General features: G+C 52.5%; 21 protein-coding genes. 12 read left to right on the top strand and 9 right to left on the bottom strand.

The genetic code is table 11. The features are described 5' to 3' along the window. Window positions 1-24: 24 nt before the first annotated feature. Complete coding sequence (locus tag JXO48_01895) at window positions 25-885, bottom strand: EamA family transporter (protein ID MBN2282620.1); 861 nt, start codon at window positions 883-885, stop codon at window positions 25-27. An 85-nt stretch (window positions 886-970) separates the two neighbouring features. Between JXO48_01895 and JXO48_01890 the strand changes: the two genes are divergently transcribed. Then, a complete protein-coding gene (locus JXO48_01890; protein ID MBN2282619.1) occupies window positions 971-1,180 on the top strand; it encodes a hypothetical protein in 210 nt (69 codons plus the stop codon). A gap of 36 nt (window positions 1,181-1,216) precedes the next feature. On the opposite strand, the gene JXO48_01885 is transcribed toward JXO48_01890, so the two are convergent. From JXO48_01885 to JXO48_01865, 5 genes are all read right to left on the bottom strand, one after another. Then, window positions 1,217-1,699, bottom strand: coding sequence for an asparaginase (locus JXO48_01885; GenBank protein ID MBN2282618.1), 483 nt, complete (start codon window positions 1,697-1,699; stop codon window positions 1,217-1,219). Window positions 1,700-1,836: 137 nt separating this feature from the next. Continuing rightward, window positions 1,837-2,490 carry a hypothetical protein gene (locus JXO48_01880; protein MBN2282617.1) on the bottom strand — a complete coding sequence of 218 codons (654 nt, stop codon included), beginning with the start codon at window positions 2,488-2,490 and terminating at the stop codon, window positions 1,837-1,839. A 311-nt stretch (window positions 2,491-2,801) separates the two neighbouring features. After that, window positions 2,802-3,077: an acylphosphatase gene (locus JXO48_01875; protein ID MBN2282616.1), complete on the bottom strand. Its 276-nt coding sequence runs from the start codon at window positions 3,075-3,077 to the stop codon at window positions 2,802-2,804. Window positions 3,078-3,119: 42 nt separating this feature from the next. Next, the gene (gene ligA, locus JXO48_01870; protein ID MBN2282615.1) at window positions 3,120-5,159 is read right to left on the bottom strand and encodes an NAD-dependent DNA ligase LigA; all 2,040 of its coding nucleotides are present in this window, start codon (window positions 5,157-5,159) and stop codon (window positions 3,120-3,122) included. Next, window positions 5,159-5,437, bottom strand: coding sequence for a hypothetical protein (locus JXO48_01865; protein MBN2282614.1), 279 nt, complete (start codon window positions 5,435-5,437; stop codon window positions 5,159-5,161). Before JXO48_01865 ends, ligA begins: the two co-directional genes overlap by 1 nt. 128 nt (window positions 5,438-5,565) lie before the next feature. On the opposite strand from JXO48_01865, the gene JXO48_01860 reads away from it, so the two are divergent. From JXO48_01860 to JXO48_01845, 4 genes are read left to right on the top strand one after another with little or no spacing between them, the layout of a single operon-like run. Next, window positions 5,566-6,054: a metallophosphoesterase family protein gene (locus JXO48_01860; protein ID MBN2282613.1), complete on the top strand. Its 489-nt coding sequence runs from the start codon at window positions 5,566-5,568 to the stop codon at window positions 6,052-6,054. A 34-nt stretch (window positions 6,055-6,088) separates the two neighbouring features. Then, window positions 6,089-6,571, top strand: a complete 483-nt coding sequence (locus JXO48_01855; GenBank protein ID MBN2282612.1) for an HIT domain-containing protein — start codon at window positions 6,089-6,091, stop codon at window positions 6,569-6,571. Window position 6,572: 1 nt separating this feature from the next. Further along, window positions 6,573-6,881 carry a LapA family protein gene (locus JXO48_01850; protein MBN2282611.1) on the top strand — a complete coding sequence of 103 codons (309 nt, stop codon included), beginning with the start codon at window positions 6,573-6,575 and terminating at the stop codon, window positions 6,879-6,881. Window positions 6,882-6,888: 7 nt separating this feature from the next. Then, entirely contained in the window at window positions 6,889-7,356 is a 468-nt protein-coding gene (locus JXO48_01845; protein MBN2282610.1) for a hypothetical protein, read from the top strand. Here the strand turns inward: JXO48_01845 and JXO48_01840 are convergent. Next, window positions 7,325-7,903, bottom strand: coding sequence for a MogA/MoaB family molybdenum cofactor biosynthesis protein (locus JXO48_01840; GenBank protein ID MBN2282609.1), 579 nt, complete (start codon window positions 7,901-7,903; stop codon window positions 7,325-7,327). The genes JXO48_01845 and JXO48_01840 overlap by 32 nt on opposite strands. After that, a complete protein-coding gene (gene fusA / locus JXO48_01835; GenBank protein ID MBN2282608.1) occupies window positions 7,821-9,896 on the bottom strand; it encodes an elongation factor G in 2,076 nt (691 codons plus the stop codon). The genes JXO48_01840 and fusA overlap by 83 nt, the downstream gene beginning before the upstream one ends. A 205-nt stretch (window positions 9,897-10,101) precedes the next feature. Between fusA and JXO48_01830 the strand changes: the two genes are divergently transcribed. From JXO48_01830 to ispD, 3 genes are all read left to right on the top strand, one after another. Then, window positions 10,102-10,584 (top strand): CarD family transcriptional regulator, encoded by a 483-nt coding sequence (locus JXO48_01830; protein MBN2282607.1) that lies wholly within the window; start codon window positions 10,102-10,104, stop codon window positions 10,582-10,584. Between the two features lie 265 nt (window positions 10,585-10,849). After that, on the top strand, window positions 10,850-11,857 hold the full coding sequence (locus JXO48_01825; protein MBN2282606.1) for a TRAM domain-containing protein: 1,008 nt from the start codon (window positions 10,850-10,852) through the stop codon (window positions 11,855-11,857). 111 nt (window positions 11,858-11,968) lie between these two features. Further along, complete coding sequence (gene ispD / locus JXO48_01820) at window positions 11,969-13,225, top strand: 2-C-methyl-D-erythritol 4-phosphate cytidylyltransferase (GenBank protein ID MBN2282605.1); 1,257 nt, start codon at window positions 11,969-11,971, stop codon at window positions 13,223-13,225. A gap of 42 nt (window positions 13,226-13,267) precedes the next feature. Here ispD and JXO48_01815 read toward each other — a convergent pair whose 3' ends face one another. Continuing rightward, entirely contained in the window at window positions 13,268-14,821 is a 1,554-nt protein-coding gene (locus tag JXO48_01815) for an acyl-CoA carboxylase subunit beta (protein MBN2282604.1), read from the bottom strand. A gap of 256 nt (window positions 14,822-15,077) precedes the next feature. Here JXO48_01815 and JXO48_01810 point away from each other — a divergent pair, with 256 nt between their 5' ends. The 4 genes from JXO48_01810 to mutL all read left to right on the top strand — a co-directional run bounded on the left by JXO48_01810 (window position 15,078) and on the right by mutL (window position 20,116). Continuing rightward, window positions 15,078-16,286 (top strand): phosphoglycerate kinase, encoded by a 1,209-nt coding sequence (locus JXO48_01810; protein ID MBN2282603.1) that lies wholly within the window; start codon window positions 15,078-15,080, stop codon window positions 16,284-16,286. Between the two features lie 94 nt (window positions 16,287-16,380). Next, a complete protein-coding gene (gene truA / locus JXO48_01805) occupies window positions 16,381-17,118 on the top strand; it encodes a tRNA pseudouridine(38-40) synthase TruA (GenBank protein MBN2282602.1) in 738 nt (245 codons plus the stop codon). A gap of 77 nt (window positions 17,119-17,195) precedes the next feature. Then, window positions 17,196-18,041, top strand: a complete 846-nt coding sequence (rfbD, locus tag JXO48_01800) for a dTDP-4-dehydrorhamnose reductase (GenBank protein MBN2282601.1) — start codon at window positions 17,196-17,198, stop codon at window positions 18,039-18,041. A 269-nt stretch (window positions 18,042-18,310) separates the two neighbouring features. Further along, window positions 18,311-20,116 carry a DNA mismatch repair endonuclease MutL gene (gene mutL / locus JXO48_01795; GenBank protein ID MBN2282600.1) on the top strand — a complete coding sequence of 602 codons (1,806 nt, stop codon included), beginning with the start codon at window positions 18,311-18,313 and terminating at the stop codon, window positions 20,114-20,116. Window positions 20,117-20,124 lie beyond the last annotated feature (8 nt).

The following is a 20,124-nucleotide window of genomic DNA, read 5'->3' as shown; positions in this document are numbered from 1 at the left end:
AAAGGCCTGCGGAAAGGAATTGGTCTACATTCTCATCAGGACGATCGAAAGGACCGTCAGGATAATTGCGAACACCCGCGTGAAGGTCAACCGTTCCCGGTAGAAGATAAGGGAAAGTATGATCGCCACAATGAAATACATCCCTGTTATGGATATGATAAGCGACAGAGGGCCCATGGACAGGGCGCGAAGGAGCGAGTAGAACCCGAGAAAATTGACCAATCCCATGAAAAACCCGATACGCAGGGCTTCGCCGGCGCAGCCGTTTTCCCCGTTTCTTTGAAGCCTGTTTCTCAAGGCAAAGGAAAAGACCATGCTCATCAGGTACGAGAGGGCCATGAATCCCAGGATATTGGTGTGAAGGGCGGCGAACTTGCTTGATATCGCGGCGATCGCTCCCGCCAGGGACGCAACGAAAACGAGCAGCAGCCCGGCGCGCGTTTCTCCCCGCGAATTCTTTCGCTCATCGTCAAGGCCCGCAAGGAGCAAGATGACGACCATTGCCAGAAGGATTCCTCCGACCTGGCAGGGGGACAGGTCATCCTTGAAATACAGGACCGAAAAAATGACCACGATACCCGTGTTCAGTCGTATCAAGGGGTAGGCGATGCTTGCGGGGACCCGTTTCAACGCCTCCATGGTTGTCATTGTTCCCGTAAGAAAAGTGGCGCTGTTGACAAAGGAAATGATGATAAAAAAGGCGAATCCTTCCACCTTTTGAGCAGTGGCAATGAAAAAGGCGGTACTGAGGGCCGCCACGGTACCCATGAAGGCGAAACTCGTCCATGCCGTATTGCATCCTCGTTCAGCGGAAACCTTGTACAGGAAGCGCTGAACACCGAAAAGAACGAGCGCTCCAACAGTAAAGAGAAACCAGGGAGTCATGGACATTTCCTTTATTTGAAAATCATGTACATTACCAGAGAAAAAAATTACTGCATTCGCCGACCTGATCGTGTGCGAATCAGCCATGCCAGATGAGATGAAGATAACGGGACACCTGACACCATCCCTGGCGGGGTTGATCGCCTCTGAAGCGGGCGTGGGCAAGCTTGCCCTGACCCACCTGTTCCCAGAGTGCGACCAGGTGGACGTGGCAGCGCAATGCTGGACCGCCTGCCATGGTGACCTTCAGGTAGCTGAGGATCTCATAAAAATTGAATTGTCACCGGCGATTTAAACAGGCGGCAGGAAGTAAGCAGGATCGGGAACCATATCAGATTTCCTCAAAACAGCCCTTGTCGACGTTCTTTCTGACCCGGTGTGACTCAAAGATGGTTCCGCTCATGGCGATATAGATGCCGGGCGGTTTTGACTGGACGGCCGCTATGGCGCTTCCCACATTGAAGACGGCGTCGCTTGTTCTGAACCGCGCCGGTTGCATTGAGCCTGTCAGGACGATGACCTTATCGCGGATGTCTTCAAGGACCCGGGCGGTTTCCACCATGGTGTCTGTGCCATGGGTGATAACGATCAATCGCTCCGGCTCGCTCGAAATTTTCCCGTGGATGATCAGGCGGTCTTCATCGGTGAAGTCGAGGCTGTCCTTTTTCAGAACCGATTCTATTTCATATTCAAAACCGACGTTCGCCTCACGAAGTATCTCGTTCAGGAGGGATTCCCCTACTTCATAGGTGTTCTTACGGTCAAAATATATCTTGTCTATTGTTCCGCCAACGGTAAAGAATTTTATTTTCATCGTTTGTGGCTCCGGATCCCGTGACCTGCATGCTTCGTATTGCACTGAGGCAAAACATACAGAATCCGGTAAAAAAATCAATGAGAATTATAGAAAATCAATATTCTGGATGACACAGATGTGAAAAATAGAAGGGCCTAAAAAATAACATAAAAGTTGAATGAGAGTGCCACTTTGTATCTTTCGGTTTTTGATGACACGAAAGTTGAAACCTGGGCCGTACCGGTTATATCTGTCCATCGAATTTCCTTTTTACTTTCTGCCCTGATCTCACATGTATCATAGACCATTTCCAGTCCGTAGCTGATCGATCTATCTCTGAGAAATTCAACACCGACAGCTCCGAAGAAACCGGGATCGGTGCCCTTGACGTAATCGCCGGCGATAATGTGTCGGATAAACCCCATCCTGAAATAGGGTGAAATTGATCCTGAATTATTAAATGTATAGCCGACATTAAAATTTACCGGTGTGTCTATATAGTCCACATTCCCATACATATATGAACATGGGCCGAGACCGACACCGATCCGCATGCCGTTATCAAACTGTAAATATGGTTGGAAATTAATACCTGCCGGAATTGCACCTTCTTCTGTATCCGAGACGCCGGCGTAATCCAAATTTTTTTCAAAGGTATCTGCTAATTCAGAATAGACGTTCATGTAGCTGATTCCCAGGGCATAGCGCCAGTCATCGGCATGAACCGGTTGAGCAAAGAACAGGATGGTGCTTATAAGTATCAGCATCGTCACCAGCAGGGAAGATTTCATTCCGTTGGATTTTTGCATGGATCCCCTCGATCATTACCGGCGGGGTCGCTTTTCCCACCGCACCCTGTATCGCATAAATTCATAGCATCGGGAGGGATGATGGTCAAGCTAAATTGGTGAAATTCATACATAGACTTTTGTTACCACGTTGTCAATATCGACAGCTACAGAGGGCCAAATCGACAGATGTGATAAAAAAATTGTAAATCGTGATGCATGCAACGTAAGGTATTAAACGTGAAGCGAAAAAAATATTCCGAATTGCGGTTCACGAATTCCGATCCCTTAGGCCCATCATTTCAAAAAGAGCATATCCAGGCAGCATGCTCTCAATACCGGATATTAAAATCGCTAAATTCCCCCCGGTATTCCTCCTCGATGGTTTCAACATGGTCGACAAGGGAAAGCGCCGGTCCCTGCGAACACCAGGCGACCATCTGTTCCACGGCGCCGTCGTCTCCCTCAAAAAGCGCCTCGACCCTTCCGTCACGAAGATTTCTTACCCAGCCGGTCACTCCAAGCCGCTGTGCAGCATCGTTCGTTTCGGACCGGAAGAAAACACCCTGGACGCGGCCGCTTATATACACATGTACCCGTTTCGTCATTTGCCTGTGCCCCGTAATCCGTAATCCATAATCCGTAATCCTTTATTGCAGATGATCCTGTTCCGCTCCGAGAAGTTGCAGAAATTCTTCCTCGGTCAGTATCGTAATGCCGAGTTCCTTCGCCTTGACAAGCTTCGAGCCGGGGGCTTCCCCTGCGACAACACAGGAGGTCTTTGCCGAGACCGCCGATGAAACGGTGCCTCCCCGTGATTCTATCAGTTCCTTGGCGCGGCCACGGCTGAATGCCTTAAGGCTTCCCGTCAGCACGAAGCTTCTCCCGACCAGGGGTGAAGATGCCCCCCTGTCGGGTTGCCGTTCCCGGGGGTGTACACCCGCCGCCAGGAGCCTGTTGATGACACCCCGGTTCTTTTCATGACCGAAAAAGGCCAGGATACTGCCCGCAACCTCGGGTCCGACTTCGGGGACGGCCAGGAGTTCCTCCCGTGATGCGTTCATGATGGCGGCGAGAGACCCGAAGCGCCTGCTGATGACCATTGCGATGTGTTCCCCCACATGGCGTATCCCCAGAGCGAATATGAACCGCTCCAGGAACGGAGCTTTTGATGCCTCAATGGCATGCAGGAGATTTTCCGCCGATTTTTCGGCCATCCGATCAAGTCCGGACAGTTGGTCCCTGGTGAGATAATAGAGGTCTCCGGGATCGGCGATAAGCCCCTTTTCCAGCATCTGAGATACGAGCTTTTCCCCGAGGCCCCGGATATCCATTGCTCCCCGTGATGCAAAGTGAGTTATCCGTTCCTGTATCTGAGCGGGGCAATCCATATTGATACAGCGATGTGCCGCCTCTCCTTCCAGCTTCACGACAGGGGTGCCGCAGACCGGGCACTCTGGTGGCATATGAAAGGGGACCTCACGACCCGTTCGTCGCGAGGGGATGGATTTGACCACTTCCGGAATGACATCGCCCGCCCGTTGAACAATGACGGTATCACCTTCGCGGATGTCCTTCTTGTCTATTTCGTCCTGATTATGAAGCGTTGCCCTGCTGACAACGACGCCGCCCACCGAAACGGGCTGCATGATCGCCACCGGCGTCAGGACACCGGTCCTTCCGACCTGGACCTGTATACGCTCGATGACCGTTGTCGCCTGTGTCGCCTCGAATTTGCAGGCCAGGGCCCACCGCGGGCTTCGAGAAACGGTACCAAGGCGATCCTGAAACGGCAGGGAGTCCACCTTGATGACGATGCCGTCGATCTCGTAGGGAAGATGTTCTCTCTCTGCCGCAATTTCGTGATAATACCGGATGCATTCCTCTATATCGCCGGCGCGGCGGACGCGTGGGTTTACCGGAAATCCCCATTCACGCAAGGTCTGGAGTATTTCCCACTGTGATGTAAAGGTCATTCCCTCTATGGCACCCACGGCATAACAGAAAATGTCGAGAGGCCGGCGCGCCGTGACACGGGAGTCGAGTTGCCTCAGTGAACCGGCGGCGGCGTTACGCGGATTAGCAAAGGGTGGTTCGCCGTTCCGAAGCCTCGCCCGGTTCATGGCCTTGAAGGATTCCCGGGATATGATCACCTCACCGCGGATCTCGATCTTCTCCGGGATCGCATGGTGAGATGAATTCCGGAATTTCAGGGGAAGCGACCGTATCGTCCGTATATTCTCCGACACGTTTTCACCCCGGTAGCCGTCACCGCGGGTTGATCCAATCGAGTAATAACCCTTTACATACGTTAGATTTACGGCAATACCATCAAGTTTTGGTTCAACAACGAAGGGTATGGTATCGCCGGTCTCGAGCAACCGCCGGGTCCTTTCATAAAAGGAAATGATATCGTCTTCGTTGAAGGCATTTGCCAGGCTCAGCATGGGGATCAGATGGACCGACGATTCGAATTTTTCCAGCGGCGGCGCGCCGACCCGTTGCGTGGGTGAGTCGGAAACATCTATTTCACCGGCATAGCGGCTCTCGAGGGATATGAGCTCCTGCATCAGCCGGTCGTATTCGGAGTCGCTTATCTCGGGATCGTCAAGCTGATAGTATCGCTCGTTGTGATAGGTGATCAAATCCCGGAGGTGCCTGATTCTCTGGAGGTCGGTGTCTCTTTGCATTACTTGATGCGCTTCAGATAGGGGATGTCCTTTGTGGTCGACAGAGTTTTCCCGGGCTCTTTTTTTCCGCCCTGATTCTGCGTCACCTGATCGTTGAATATGTGGTTCTTTACCCGGACGGCATTGATGATAAAGAAGATAATGACCGCTTTTTCCCATTCACGGGACGTATCAAAAGATTCCATCCGCTGCCGGTATTTTTCCCAGAGGGTGCTGAGAGATGCCTCGTCAAGGTTCAATATTTTTTCGGCAATGTTTTCGAGTGCTTTTTCAAGCATGTCTGACCGTTCTTCCCCCTGAAACCATGATAAATACTCTATCCATAGACAGAAGAAAAGTCAAACCAAAAGGTTAGTAAAATAATTCTTGTCTTTTAACCCGGGATGATGGTAATGCCACACAGACAATGAAAACGATAAAGATCGGTGTCGTTTCGGATACGCATCTGACACAACGCAATCCGTGGTTTGAACAGATCATAGAACAGCATTTCAACGATGTGGACATGGTCTTTCACGCGGGAGACCTGATCTCTCTCGATATTCTCTCCGCCTTCGGTGACAGAGAGGTGTTGGCGGTCAGGGGAAATATGGACCCGCAATCCCTGTGCACGGTACTCCCGGAAAAACAGGTGGTCGAGGTCAACAACCACCATATAGGACTTATACACGGATGGGGGTCACCCTTCGGGATGGAGGAGAAATTGCTGGGTGAATTCGAGGATATTCATTGTATCGTTTACGGTCATACCCATCGACCAGTAAATACGGTCATCGATGACATACTTTTTTTCAACCCCGGATCACCCACGGACCGCCGCTTCGCTCCTTTCAATTCAGTCGGAATACTGGAAGTCGGTGATACCATCAAGGGTTGTATTGTTGAAATAAAATAAAGAGACGGGTATTATAAAACCCGGTGACGGCAATATGGATGTCATAATTTCCCCCGGACGGATGGAGTACTTGAAGAGTTCGAAGCCTGACGGCTGCATATTTTGTGAGAACTCGATACGGGACGCACGCCTGGTGCTTTTCGAGGGGCGGTCCTGCTATGTGATGATGAACAAATATCCCTATACGACGGGGCATCTCCTGGTGATCCCTTACCGTCATATCTGCGAGATCTCGGATATGACGGCCGAAGAGAAACAGGAAATGATGAACCTGACCGATCGATGCATCGGGATATTGAAACAGGCAATGAATCCGGAAGGTTTCAATATCGGCATCAATCTCGGTAAAGCCGCCGGCGCCGGCGTGGACTGTCATCTTCACCTCCATATCGTTCCGCGTTGGATCGGTGATACGAACTTTACGACGGTTTTAGGAGAGGTGAGGGTCATTCCTGAAGACATTGAAACGACACGGAGTGTTTTATTGCCCTGTTTTCAAAATTACGAGGAGGTCTGAGATGAAGTTTATCTATGTTGTTATCGGTATGATAGTCATGCTTTTTTTCATCACTTTTTCTCTGGAGAACAATACCCTCGTGACCCTGACCTACTATGGCATGGAGGGATATACCATACATCTCTATCTGCTCATCTTCATATCCTTCGGCGCGGGTTTCATCCTTGCGGCATTTCTGAATGTGTTCGAGCGTTTCCGGCTATCCTGGAAGGTCAAAAGACTTGAGAAACGAATACGGCTGCTGAAACGACAGCAACCGCAGGGTGAAACTCTTCCTGTGAATTCAGGTGGTGAGGCCTCCAAAGTTTAGTATTTCAATGAAATTCATAGCCGATCCTACCCTTGGAAAACTGGTCAAGCTGCTGCGCATCCTGGGGTATGATACGGTCTACAGCCGGGGCGGGATCGATAGGACGCTGCTGAACCGCGGCCTTCGGGAGGATCGAACGGTTCTCACCAGGCGAAGGGACATGACCCGAAGGGATTACCTCGGCAGCATGCTTCTCATCCGCTCGGACCGGCCGGTGGACCAGGTCGCGGAAGTATTGCACGGGCTCTCCCTTCATCCGGACCCGCGGAATATGCTGACCCTCTGCCTTCACTGCAACATCCATCTTGAAGACATGCCCCGGCAGGATGCGGAAGGGCTGGTTCCGCCGTACGTCTTTCAGACGCAGGAAAGTTTTCTCCGGTGTCCCCGGTGCCGCAGGGTCTACTGGGCCGGTACCCACAGAGAAAACATGCTCCGATACCTCAGGAAGCACAATCTGATTCATCTCCCTTGATCTTTTCAACGGCATGTTTCAGCGCGGGAAGGATGACCTGAAGGTTTTCCCGCGCGCCCCGGGGGCTTCCGGGCAGATTGATGATGAGCGTTTCTTTTCTGATTACCGCCAACGCCCTCGATATCATGGCGTGAGGCGTTTTATTCATGCTTTCCCGCCTCATGGCTTCAGCCATGCCGGGAATCTCCTTGTCCATGATGCGCCGGGTAGCGTCGGGCGTAACATCGCGGGGACCAACGCCCGTGCCTCCCGTCGTAATGATAAGATCTATGTTTTTCCCGTCGGAATATTCGATAAGGGTTGTTTCTATCCTGTCGGTGTCGTCCGGAATGATTTCATAGGCAACAACCTGAAAAGGCGTCTCCTTCAACAGGTCCATGATCTCTTTCCCGCTCAGGTCTTCTCTCTCGCCGCGGGACCCCTTATCGCTGACTGTTATGATGGCGGCCGAGAACAAGGGGAGGTCATTCCTCCTTCTTTTTCTGGGACTCCGCGATGACCTTTTCCTGAAGATGCGCCGGGACCTCTTCGTAATGGGAGATGTCATAGGAGAACGTTCCCCGCCCGCTTGTCATTGATGTCATGTCCGGCGCGTAGTCGAGAATCTCGGCAAGGGGGACCTGCCCGCGGATGATCTGGATTCGCCCTTCCTTGTCCATTCCAAGGACCCGTCCCCTGCGGCTGTTGAGGTCACCGATGATATCCCCCGTATAATCGTCGGGGATCTCTATGGTGATATTAACGATCGGTTCGAGCAGTGTCGGCTGGCACTGCATGAACCCTTTCTTGAAGCCCATTGATGCGGCTATCTTGAATGCCATTTCCGATGAATCCACGGTGTGGTAAGAGCCGTCAACAAGGGATACCCGGACGTCGACAACAGGATACCCGGCGATAATCCCTTCCTCCATGGCTTCAACGATGCCTTTTTCCACGGCGGGAATGTACTGTCGTGGCACCACACCTCCCACGATCCTATCGACAAATTCGAATCCCTCGCCACGGGGCATCGGTTCGATATCGAGCCAGGCGTCACCATACTGACCCCGTCCCCCGGACTGCTTCTTATACTTGCCTTGAATATTTGTCTTGCCTTTGATCGTTTCCTTATATGGGACCTTCGGTTTTCGGAAGGTCATCTCAACGCCGAATTTTCTTTTCAGCTTTTCCACCGTAACATCAATATGCACCTGCCCGACGCCGGAAAGAATCGTCTCTTTCGTTTCGTCGTTTCGCCTGATGGAAAGGGTCGGGTCTTCCTCGGTCAATCTGTTCAGGGATGATACGATCTTTTCTTCGTCACCCTTTGACTTGGGTTCCACCGCGTAGGAAACGACGGCCTTAATGGGCGGCACGGGATCATAGATGATAGGGGTTTTCTCGTCGCACATGGTATTTCCCGTGGCTGTTTCCTTGAGCTTGGCAACGACGCCGATGTCTCCGGCGATAAGAGATTCAGCCGGCTTCTGGGTCTTTCCTTCCAGGTAGAATAAATTGCCGGGGCGCTCGCTCAGTTTTTTCGTCGCATTATAGAAGTTCGAGTCAGATGTGAGTGTGCCGGAATAAACCCGGAAGATCGTCAATTTGCCGGCGTAGGGATCGGCGATTGTTTTAAAGACGAGCGCCGAAAACGGTGCTGACTCGTCAGGTAACCGTTCCTCCCTGTCATCTGAATTCGGTTTTCGCCCGGACAGGGGACCCCGATCGACAGGGGACGGGAGATATTCAACTATCATGTCAATGAGTTCGGAGATTCCCGTTGCAGCGAGAGAGCAACCGCAAATGGCCGGAACCAGTTCACCCGAATGAATGCCCTTGCGCAGTCCACGCTCGATGTCCTCGATCGAAAGTTCTCCCTCATCAAGATATTTTTCCATCAGTTCTTCGTCGCATTCGGCGATATCCTCCACCATCGATTCCCGGTAACTTTGCGCCGTCTCCATCAGGTCTGCCGGGATGTCTTCCTTTTTCGGTTTCGGGCCGTCGTAGAGAAGGGCCTTCATAGTGATCAGGTCTATAAGACCCCTGAAAGACTGCTCCGCTCCGATGGGGAGATAGCAGATGGTGATCTTTCTGCCCAGAACCTGATTCACGCTCTTGATGGCCGAGAAGAAATCTGCCCGTTCTCGATCCATCTTGCTGATATAGACGATACGGGGAAGTTTCAGTTCATCGGCGTATCGCCAGACATTCTCGGTCTGGAACTCGACACCGCTCGAAGCGTCGATGACGATCACCGCGCTGTCGGCGGCACGAAGACCGTATCTCATATCAAAGGAAAAGTTGCTGTCACCGGGAGTGTCTATTATGTTGATCTTTCTCTTGCTCCAGTCGAAGAAATTGACGGCGAGGTTGATCGATATATGTCTCTTTTGCTCTTCCGGCTCAAAGTCGAGTGAGGAGGAGCCGTCGTCAACACGGCCGAGCTTATCCGTTTTTCCACTGACAAACATCATAGATTCGCAGAGCGATGTTTTTCCCGTTCCACCGTGACCTGCTATCGCGATGTTCCTGAGATTCCTCGATTCATACTTTGCCATTGAAGATCCTTCCCTCGGTGATGTTCGGGCGGCCCGTCGGCACAGGCCCGTCAAATTTCATAAGTCAGCATGTTTAATATATTCCCATTTTCAAAGTCAAGATAAAATTCCCTTTCATGCCTGCTCAGTGATGATTTAATTGACTGAAACGGTTAATTATGGTATGAGTAATAGTTCGTTAAATCACTGAGGAGCATAAACGGGAATGTTTAAGATTGGTGATATGGCTGTCTACCCGGCACACGGCGTCGGGATCATAGAAGCTATCGAAAACAAGGAGATAATGGGCAGCAAGCAGCATTTCTATGTCATGAAGATCCTCGGAAACAACGCAAAGATCATGATCCCCCAGAACGGTGCCGAATCGGTCGGATTACGGGAAGTCATTTCCGCAAAGGAAATACCGAAGATCTTTGAGATATTGAAAGAAAAAGATATTATCGTCGATAAGCAGACCTGGAACAAGCGATACAAGGAGTACTGGGAAAAGATAAAAACAGGCTCCGTGTACGAGATTGCGCGGGTTCTCCGAGACCTTCTGACCCTCAAATGTGACAAGGACCTTTCTTTCGGAGAAAGAAAGATGATGGATACGGCGAAGAATCTCCTTGTAAAGGAAATATCCATTGCGACCAAGAGTGATGAAGGAAAGATCGAACGGGAACTCAGCGCTATTTTCAATAATTGATCTCTTTATTCATTGACATTTTTGTAAAAAGTCCCCATGCGGTGCCGGGCTTTCCCCCTCATCATGGCGATGCATGCATGAATCATCCTCATTTTTCCTCCCGATGCGCATGCAACAGCCGTGGAAATTTTTACGGAACAGGCCTTTTTTATTACCGATCTTTGATTTTTGTGGTGACATCATTCATTATTAACTTATCTTACTTGTGGTTGCAGCACATTCATCGGTTCTTTGAAAATTATTAAAAATGAAAGGAAGGGGAAAAATGTTTCAATTTATTATCAGGCTTTTATTAATCTTAGCATGTTCCCTCAGCGGTTATTTTATCGCCCTTGAGTATTATGGATCTCCCACCGCCATGCTGGGTATTGTCGCAGGGCTCATCGTGGCGCTTCTTGTCATCGAAGTTGAGAAAACCATTCTGAAACTGTCGATAAAGGTCATTATCGGCGGGGCTCTCGGGCTGATAACGGGATTTCTCATCACGTTTCTTCTCGTATACGGTCTTCAGCTTATCCCGGAAATTCAAAGCCGGACGATCATTCCCTGGGAGTATCTCTACCTTCTGTTCATCTTTATTTTCGGGTATCTCGGTCTGTTTCTCGGTGCAAAGAAAACTGAAGAGCTGAACATAGCCGTTCTCGGTTCCCATGAAACCGAAGACGAATGCAACAAATGCAGGATCCTTGACACCAGCGTCATCATTGACGGTCGCCTGGCCGATATCTGTGATACGGGTTTTATCGAGGGAAGCCTGGTCGTTCCCAGGTTCGTGCTTGATGAGCTGCAGCAGATAGCCGATTCATCGGACCACATGAAACGGTCGCGGGGGAGAAGAGGCCTGGACATTCTCAACCGGATGCAGAAAATCCCGGGAATAGATGTCGAAATCGTCGATATCGATTTCCCGAAGCTCAAGGGGGTCGATGCAAAGCTCGTGGAGCTGGCGAAACGTCAGGAGGGGAAGATTGTAACCAATGATTACAATCTCAATAAGATAGCCGAACTGCAGGGAATAAAAATTCTCAACGTCAACGAGCTCGCGAACGCCCTGAAACCCGTCGTCCTGCCGGGTGAGACGATGGTCGTCAAGGTAATAAAGGAAGGCAAGGAACAGGGACAGGGAGTCGCCTATCTCGATGATGGAACGATGGTCATCGTCGATAACGGGATCCGTCATCAGGGAAAGAACGTTCAGGTAACCGTTACGAGTGTTCTGCAGACAACGGCAGGGCGGATGATATTCACGGACATGAAGGATGTCGTACCGTAGGTCTTCCTGCTCCGTTTGACACAGTGACGCCCGGGATGCTTCGGCGGTCCCGGGCATTTTATCATTCGGAAAAGAACACCCGGGTGAACCGCCGCGGCGGAGGCCGATGAAATGAGGACCGTTGCAATAATCGTTGCCGGTGGTTCAGGCAAGCGAATGAACACACCGGTGCCGAAGCAGTTTATCAACCTGGGGGGAATGCCGGTACTTTCACGGACGATCAGCCGTTTCGAGCAGGCATCATCGGTAACCCGTATCGTGCTCGTCGTGCCGAAGGGTGATATGGAGCACGTCCGGCACTCCATCGTCGGAGTGCAGCCCAGGACGAAGGTCATCGATGTGGTGGCGGGGGGAGCGGCGCGGCAGGATTCGGTCAGAAACGGGCTCGGTGCCGTTGGTGACGAGGCCGATATCGTTGTGATCCATGACGGGGTCCGTCCATTCGTGGATGTTGCCCTTATCGAACAGGTAATAGCGGAGGCGGTCCGCTTCGGTGCAGCCGCTTTGGCGGTTCCGGTCCGTGATACGGTCAAGGCCGTCGGTACCGGGGGGGTGGTACTGGATACACCGGACAGGGAAACCCTTCGATTCATTCAAACGCCGCAGGCCTTTCAAAGGGAAATACTCGCCGAGGCATACCGAAAAGCTTACCAGGATGGATTCTACGGGACCGATGACGCCGGACTTGTGGAACGCATGGGACACCCGGTCAGGGTCATGGAAGGATCATACCGAAATATAAAGATCACCACGGAGGACGATCTTCTGCTGGCGGGGCTTCTTGCCGAAGCCGAGGACGGGGAACCGGGGGAAGGTGATGCCGTGGGGCGATATTCAGGAGTTTGGAGCATGAAGACCGGGTTCGGTTATGACAGCCACCGTTTTGTGGAAGGGCGCCCGTTGTATCTCGGCGGAGTGGAGATACCTCACGATAAGGGTCTTCTGGGACATTCCGACGCCGATGTTCTTCTCCATGCCATCGGGGACGCGATCCTCGGGGCACTGGGAGCCGGAGACCTGGGACGGCACTTTCCGGACAGCGACCCCCGTTACCGGAACATCAGAAGCAGGAACCTTCTCTCCGAGATCTGTGACATGGTCCATGCCGGTAAATTCCGGGTGAGCAATGTTGATGCCACGATAATCCTTGAACACCCGAAACTCGCAACGTACCGTGATGCAATAACGAGATCGACGGCGTCCATACTGGGGATACCGGAAAAAGCCGTCAACGTGAAGGCGAAGACGAACGAAGGCATGGGATTCATCGGTCGCGGCGAGGGGATCGCCGCCATGGCGGTTGTGACGCTGGAGAAGACCTGGGGATTAAGGGATTACGGATTAACGGATTACGGATTAAGGGATTAACGGATTACGGATTACGGATCACGAATCCCGAATTACGATTCCTCAGAGGGGAATATTGCTGTGTTTCTTCGGCAGCATTTTCTCCGCCTTGTCCTTGAACGTTTCAAGAAGAACGACGATCCGTTTCCGTGTTTCCCGGGGTGCGATGATCTCTTCTATGCTTGCCATGTTGGCGGCGAAATAGGGGTTATAGAACTGCTTCTCGAATTCCTCGATCAATTCCCGCCTCCGTGCATCCGGATCGGCGGCTTCGGCGATCTCTCTCCGGTAAATGATACTACAGGCGGCCTCAGCGCCGAGGACGGCCATTTCGGCCGACGGCCAGGCCATGACGTAATCCGCCCCCAGATTCTTGCTGCACATGCCGATGTATGCCCCGCCGTAATCCTTCCTGACGACAACGGTGATCTTCGGTATCGTTGCTTCTGAATATGAATAGAGCAATTTCGCCCCGTGAGTGATGATACCGGACCATTCCTGTTCGGTGCCCGGCATATACCCGGGGACATCGGCGAAGGTAATGATGGGGATATTGAACGAATCGCAGAACCGGATGAAGCGTGATGCCTTGTCGGACGCATCGATGTCGAGCACTCCCGCGTTATAGCGCGGATTGTTCGCCACAACGCCGACGGGTGAACCCATTATTCTGATAAAGCCGACAATGATGTTCCGTGCCCAGAGTTCGTGGGGTTCGAACATTTCATTGCCGTCGGCGATCGCCCTGATGATCTTTTTCATGTCGTAGGTGCGCGAAGGTCTGTCGGGGATGATGTCATCAAGTTCCGGGCACTCCCTGTCGGGGCTGTCCGAACAATTCACCGCCGGAAGCGGGCTGTGGCAACTGTCAGGCAGGTAGGACAGGATGGTCTTTATTTTTTCAATGCAGTCCCGGTCGCTTTCGGTGGCGAAGTGGCAGACGCCGCTCTTCGTCGCGTGGACCATGGCTCCTCCGAGCTCTTCGTGGGTCACGGTCTCACCGATCACCGTCTTTACCACTTCCGGTCCGGTGATATACATGTAACTGCTTCCCTTGACCATGAACACCCAATCGGTGAGAGCGGGGGAATAAACGGCGACGCCAGCCGTGGGACCCATTATGGCGGCGATCTGGGGGATATAGCCCGAGGCCTTCACCTTTCTGAAGAATATGCCACCGCCGCCATCGAGGGCGGGTACCCCTTCCTGGATTCGAACACCGCCCGAATCGTTAAGAAAGACGATCGGTTTCCTGGCGTCTATGGCCATGTCCATGATCTTCCAGATCTTTTTTGCGTGCATTTCACCGAGACTTCCGCCGGAACTGGTGAAGTCCTGAGAGGCGACAAAGACGGTCCTGCCATTGACCTTCCCGAAGCCGGTAACGATCCCGTCTCCCTTGATCTCCTTGTCCGCCAATCCGAAGAGGTTCGCGCGGTGCTTTACGAAGAGCTGCACTTCCTGGAAGGAACCCTCGTCGAAAAGGAGGTCCGTTCTCTCCCGGGCGGTCAATTTACCAAGACGGTGCTGCTTTTCTATCATGGCGTCGCCACCCATGGTCATGAGGCGGTCGCGCTCCTTTTCAAAGGCCTTGATCTTGTCGGCGGTGGTCATCATGCATCCCGTCCCTTTCTTCACGCTATAGACAAAATTTTTGCTTAAATATCACGGATTTTATTGTAAATTCAACACAAGAATTCCGTCTTGACCTAATCCGTTCTCTCATATATATCACAATCGCGCCGGTCATCCAGCACGAACAGTCGGTCCGGGCTTTCGCTGAACTGTCCCGGCAATCGGTGATTCCATCGCTCTTTTCGGTTTCACCGGAAGCTTCTTCAGTCCGATACCGACCGCAATCCGGAGTGAGGAGATGGTTATGAGATTCATAAATGAAGTGGATATCAATGAAAAGCGCCTTCTGTGCAGATTCGATTTCAATGTTCCTCTCGATGAGAACCTGACTATCGCCGACGATCGACGGATCCGGGCGGCCCTGCCGACCATCAATTATGCCCTTGACGAGCATGCGAAGATCATCATCGTTTCCCACCTTGGCAGGCCGAAGGGAAAGGTCGTGGAAAGCCTGCGACTGACACCCGTGGCACGACGGTTGTCACGTTTTCTCAACAAGGAGATCATTCTGGAACGGGACTGTGTCGGTGAAGACATCTCTTACCTGGTGAACAATATGAACCCGGGTTCCATCGTATTTCTCGAAAATCTCCGGTTCCACAAGGGGGAGACGGAGAATGACGACAATTTCGCGAGAACCCTTGCAAGCTATGCCGATGTGTATGTGGATGACGCCTTCGGCAACGCTCACCGCAGTCATGCCTCCAACGTCGGGATCTGCAAGTATGTCGAGACATGCTGCGCCGGGTTCCTTATGAAGAGGGAATTGAACTATTTCAAGAACGCCATGGAAAACCCATACCGTCCCCTGGTGGCCATCATCGGTGGATCCAAAGTGTCCGACAAACTGGCAGCCTTGATAAACCTGGTGAAGATCGCCGATAAAATCATTGTCGGCGGGGGCATGGCCTTTACCTTCATGAAGTCTCTCGGTGTGGAAGTGGGGAGTTCTCTCGTCGACGACAGCCAGCTTGAAATAGCTCAGAAGATACTGAGAACGGTGAACGAGTCGGGCATAAAGTTCTATCTTCCCGTGGACTGCGTGATCGCCCAGAAGATCGACAAGGCGGCGGTGACAAAGATCGTCCCCGTTCAGGAAATGATCCCGAACTGGATGGGGCTCGACATCGGTCCCGCGTCGATCAGACTTTTTTCAGAGGTCATCAGCAATGCCAGGACCGTCATCTGGAACGGCCCGCTGGGAGTTTTCGAAATAGATGCCTTCAGCAGGGGGACCTATGCGATGGTGCATCGCGTGGCTGATTCCCATGCATTGACAATCGTCGGTGGAGGTGATACTGATGTTGCCATCCATCGAGCCGGTGAAACGGACAACATTTCATACATATCGACGGGGGGCGGTGCCTTTCTCGAACTTCTGGAAGGGAAGCCCTTGCCGGCGATCCAGGCCCTCGAAGATTGTGATGACCGAGAGACGGGAAACTGAAAAAGGTCTGCCGTCATCATAGTTCCGTCGGGATCTCTCATGAGGGTTAACCGTCAAACGGTTAACCCTCATGTAATTTGAGCGAACCTGCATGATGAGAAACATCAAGTTGATCATCGAGTATGATGGCAGCCGCTATTGCGGCTGGCAGCGGCAGCCCAACGGGACCAGCGTTCAGGAGGTGCTGGAGGAGACCATCGCCATGGTCACCCAGCAGCGGGTCCGTTTGACCGGATCGGGCAGGACCGATGCCGGGGTTCATGCTCTCGGTCAGACGGCGAACTTTCAGACAGAAAGCCTCATTGGGACAACAGGTCTGCTCAAGGGCCTGAACAGCCTTCTGCCGGCAGACATAGTCGTGCGGGAGGTATGCGACGTGGAGCCTTCATTTCACGCCCGTTACGACGCGAAAAGCAAGGTGTACCTCTATCGGATCATGAACGGTCAAGTTCGTTCCCCCCTCCTGAGGAACCTTGCATGGCATGTTCGCGAACCGCTTGATATTGATCTCATGAAACAGGGCTTGCGGTTTCTGGAGGGACGTCATGATTTCGCATCTTTCCAGGCTGCCGGCAGCGATGTAAAGACGGGAGTCAGAAACATCCTGTTCGCCCGGATCGATCGTACCGATCCGGAATGCATTGAAATTCTGATCGAAGCCGACGGCTTTCTGCGCCACATGGTGAGAAATATCGTGGGGACCCTTGTCGACGTGGGAAAGAAGAAGATGGCCATCGATGAATTTCATGCGTTATTGGAGCGACGGGACCGCACCCTGGCGGGTCCGACGGCGCCGCCGCAGGGTCTCTGCCTGAAGGAGGTCAAGTACTGACAACGTTTCTCGCCTCACGCTTCACGAGACGGCATGTTACTGAATTCATCTTTTTCATCAAGCCCGAAAGGACGGATATGAAGATTCTGGTACTGGGTCACAAGGGGATGCTCGGCGGCGAAATCATGTCGCGCCTGGGCAGGCGTCATGAAATGGAGGGCAGGGATATCGATGAGTTCGATATTTCCCTCCGGGATGACTGCCGTGATGCTATCGAGAGCACCGATCCTGATGTTGTTATCAACGCTGCCGCCGTTACAGACGTTGATGGTTGCGAGGACCGCGAGGATGATTGTTTCGCCGTCAATGCCGAGGGTGTCCGGCACGTGGCGGCGCTCTGCCGTGAAAGAGGGATAAAGATAGTTCATTTCAGCACCGATTATGTCTTCGACGGAACCGCCGACAGGCCTTACGATGAAGACCACATCTGTAATCCTATCAACAGTTACGGGCGGTCCAAGCTCCAGGGAGAAATATATCTGAAAAAAGAGGCGGGCGACTTTCTTCTGGTACGCACATCGTGGCTCTTTGGAAAGGGAGGGAATAATTTCGTCAAGGCGGTCGCCGAAAAGGCCAAAGGAGGCGGAGAGCTGACCGTCGTTGCCGACCAGTTCGGTTCACCGACCTATGCCTTTGATCTGGCCGGTGCCGTGCAGGAATTGATAGAAGGGGATTTTCGAGGTACCTTCCATGTGACGAACAGAGGTTCATGCAGCTGGTATGAATTCGCCCTCAAGATCCTTGAATATCGAGAACAGGCGGATGCCCGGATCATACCGATCGAATCGAAGGACCTGACACGAAAGGCCATGCGGCCCCGGTACTCGATCCTGAGCTGCAGAAAATTCATTGAGGCGACGGGGAAGACCATGCGTTTCTGGCAGATAGCGCTGAGAGACTATGTGAATAGAATGGAATATTAAAGGGCAGGTGACTGCACATCCCCTGCAGTCAGTGACAAAGGGGCAAAGCGACAGAGTGACAGAGTGAAAATCACAAAACGTATAACAGAAAAACACCAACGCAACTGTAAAGCGATACTGATTTTCCGAATCACGATTCCCGATTCTCAAATCACGCTCCCTGCAAAACGTTTCAATGGCCGCTTCAAAAGGGATGTGCGGGCAACAGCCGGTGATAATTGGCTACTCAGTAAATGTCCATAATCTTTTAATGCTGCGGGTGGAAGGTCATGGAGAGAAGAAAGATCATAGTCATGCCCGAGGAGCTTTCGAGCAAGATCGCGGCCGGTGAGGTCATAGAAAGACCGTCGTCGATCGTGAAGGAGCTCGTCGAGAACTCGATCGACGCGGGTGCGACGGAGCTCGTCGTCGATATAGAGAAAGGCGGTAAGAGATCAATACGTGTGGCGGACAACGGTGAAGGCATCGACCGGCAGGATGTCGCCCTCGTTTTCGAGCGGCATGCAACAAGCAAAATGTATGAATTCGACGATATCTATCGGACCGGGCTGTTCGGATTCCGGGGAGAGGCGATCAACAGCATTGCAGCGGTTTCACACGTGGAAATACTGACCAGAACCGATGGATCTCTCTCCGGTGTCAGGGCGGTCGCCGAAGGAGCGGAAGTCCGGGAGATCACCGATGTCGGCTGTCCCGTGGGAACGACGGTCACCGTTACGCGCATATTCGCGGCGACTCCCGCCCGTCTGAAGTTTCTCAAACGTGACGCGACGGAACAGGCCCATTGCCTCGATGTCATTGCCCGACTCGCCCTCTCTCACTCCGGTATCAGGATGCTCGTGAGGGCCGACGGACGTGAGGTTCTCAGCATACCGCAAACAGACGACACAGCTCAGCGGGCCGCCTTCATTTTCGGGAAGGATTTCAGAAAGAGATTTTTGTCCGTGCAGGGTTCGCGGGGTTCCATGCACCTGAAGGCGTACCTGTCACACCCGCAATTCAGCCGATCGAACACCAGGGAAATGTTCTTTTTCGTCAATTCGCGGCCGGTACGCGACACGTTCCTGCACACTGCTGTCATGGCCGGCTATCGACACGTGATGGAAGCGAGAAGGTACCCCGCCGTCGTGCTCCATGTGGACATGCCCCCTGAGGATGTCGACATCAATGTTCATCCCGCGAAGAGTGAAGTTCGATTTCAGTCTCCCCGGGAGCTGTACGGCTTCGTTTCGGACATGGTTGCAAGCGCCCTGGCGACCGGTCCCGTGAACGAGCACGCGCAGACGCCGGTTTCTCCACCGGGGGTGGAAAAAGATGCGGGATACCCCCATGCCGGCGATGTCTTGAAGGCGTTGAGAAGGTATACCATTTCCACCGGTTCGGATAAAAAGACTTTCAAAGGTGTATTCCAACGGCACGGTGTCCCGCATGGTCCGGTGATGACGCCAGGCCTGTATGACAGCCCTGGTCAGGAACCGGGCAGCCGGGAAGGGTTCTTTTCATCTCTGCAATACCTGGGGCAGATAGCCGGGACCTATCTTGTCTTTGCTTCAGGAGATGAACTGGTGCTGCTCGACCAGCATGCCGCCCATGAACGGGTTCTCTTTGAAAGGCTGAAGAATTCACGGGATGACACCACGTTGGAAAGCCAGCACCTGCTGATCCCCGAGATCATCACCCTGAATCCCGCCGTTTTCTCCCGGTTTTCAGAATCCATGCCGCTCCTGCAGGAAGCCGGGTTCATCGTGGAACCCTACGGTGAGAACACCATTGCCGTGAAGGCCGTGCCCACCCTCCTTTCACAGGTGAGTCCCGCCCTGCTTATCACCGATGTCATCGATGAATTCAGTACAACCGGGACAGCGGGTAACATTGATGGCCGTAGAGAAAAGCTGTATATCCTCCTTGCCTGCCGAGGTGCCGTCAAGGCGAACACCGTTCTTTCCGACGCCGAGATATCAGCCCTGTGCCGCGAACTTGATTCCATATCCTTTGCCGCGACCTGTCCGCACGGCAGACCGCTCCTGGTTAGAATCACACGGACCGAGCTCGAAAGGATGTTCAAGAGAGCATAGAAGAACCG

Source organism: Deltaproteobacteria bacterium (assembly GCA_016933965.1).
Classification (GTDB): Bacteria; Desulfobacterota; Syntrophia; order Syntrophales; family UBA2210; genus JAFGTS01.
This window is presented reverse-complemented; position numbering and strand designations above follow the sequence as displayed.

Coding starts and splice junctions, on each gene's coding strand:
- JXO48_01895 (MBN2282620.1), bottom strand. CDS start 885: ATGACTCCCTGGTTTCTCTTTACTGTTGGAGCGCTCGTTCTTTTCGGT.
- JXO48_01890 (MBN2282619.1), top strand. CDS start 971: ATGCCAGATGAGATGAAGATAACGGGACACCTGACACCATCCCTGGCG.
- JXO48_01885 (MBN2282618.1), bottom strand. CDS start 1,699: ATGAAAATAAAATTCTTTACCGTTGGCGGAACAATAGACAAGATATAT.
- JXO48_01880 (MBN2282617.1), bottom strand. CDS start 2,490: ATGCAAAAATCCAACGGAATGAAATCTTCCCTGCTGGTGACGATGCTG.
- JXO48_01875 (MBN2282616.1), bottom strand. CDS start 3,077: ATGACGAAACGGGTACATGTGTATATAAGCGGCCGCGTCCAGGGTGTT.
- ligA (MBN2282615.1), bottom strand. CDS start 5,159: ATGCAAAGAGACACCGACCTCCAGAGAATCAGGCACCTCCGGGATTTG.
- JXO48_01865 (MBN2282614.1), bottom strand. CDS start 5,437: ATGCTTGAAAAAGCACTCGAAAACATTGCCGAAAAAATATTGAACCTT.
- JXO48_01860 (MBN2282613.1), top strand. CDS start 5,566: ATGAAAACGATAAAGATCGGTGTCGTTTCGGATACGCATCTGACACAA.
- JXO48_01855 (MBN2282612.1), top strand. CDS start 6,089: ATGGATGTCATAATTTCCCCCGGACGGATGGAGTACTTGAAGAGTTCG.
- JXO48_01850 (MBN2282611.1), top strand. CDS start 6,573: ATGAAGTTTATCTATGTTGTTATCGGTATGATAGTCATGCTTTTTTTC.
- JXO48_01845 (MBN2282610.1), top strand. CDS start 6,889: ATGAAATTCATAGCCGATCCTACCCTTGGAAAACTGGTCAAGCTGCTG.
- JXO48_01840 (MBN2282609.1), bottom strand. CDS start 7,903: ATGACATCTCCCATTACGAAGAGGTCCCGGCGCATCTTCAGGAAAAGG.
- fusA (MBN2282608.1), bottom strand. CDS start 9,896: ATGGCAAAGTATGAATCGAGGAATCTCAGGAACATCGCGATAGCAGGT.
- JXO48_01830 (MBN2282607.1), top strand. CDS start 10,102: ATGTTTAAGATTGGTGATATGGCTGTCTACCCGGCACACGGCGTCGGG.
- JXO48_01825 (MBN2282606.1), top strand. CDS start 10,850: ATGTTTCAATTTATTATCAGGCTTTTATTAATCTTAGCATGTTCCCTC.
- ispD (MBN2282605.1), top strand. CDS start 11,969: ATGAGGACCGTTGCAATAATCGTTGCCGGTGGTTCAGGCAAGCGAATG.
- JXO48_01815 (MBN2282604.1), bottom strand. CDS start 14,821: ATGATGACCACCGCCGACAAGATCAAGGCCTTTGAAAAGGAGCGCGAC.
- JXO48_01810 (MBN2282603.1), top strand. CDS start 15,078: ATGGTTATGAGATTCATAAATGAAGTGGATATCAATGAAAAGCGCCTT.
- truA (MBN2282602.1), top strand. CDS start 16,381: ATGAGAAACATCAAGTTGATCATCGAGTATGATGGCAGCCGCTATTGC.
- rfbD (MBN2282601.1), top strand. CDS start 17,196: ATGAAGATTCTGGTACTGGGTCACAAGGGGATGCTCGGCGGCGAAATC.
- mutL (MBN2282600.1), top strand. CDS start 18,311: ATGGAGAGAAGAAAGATCATAGTCATGCCCGAGGAGCTTTCGAGCAAG.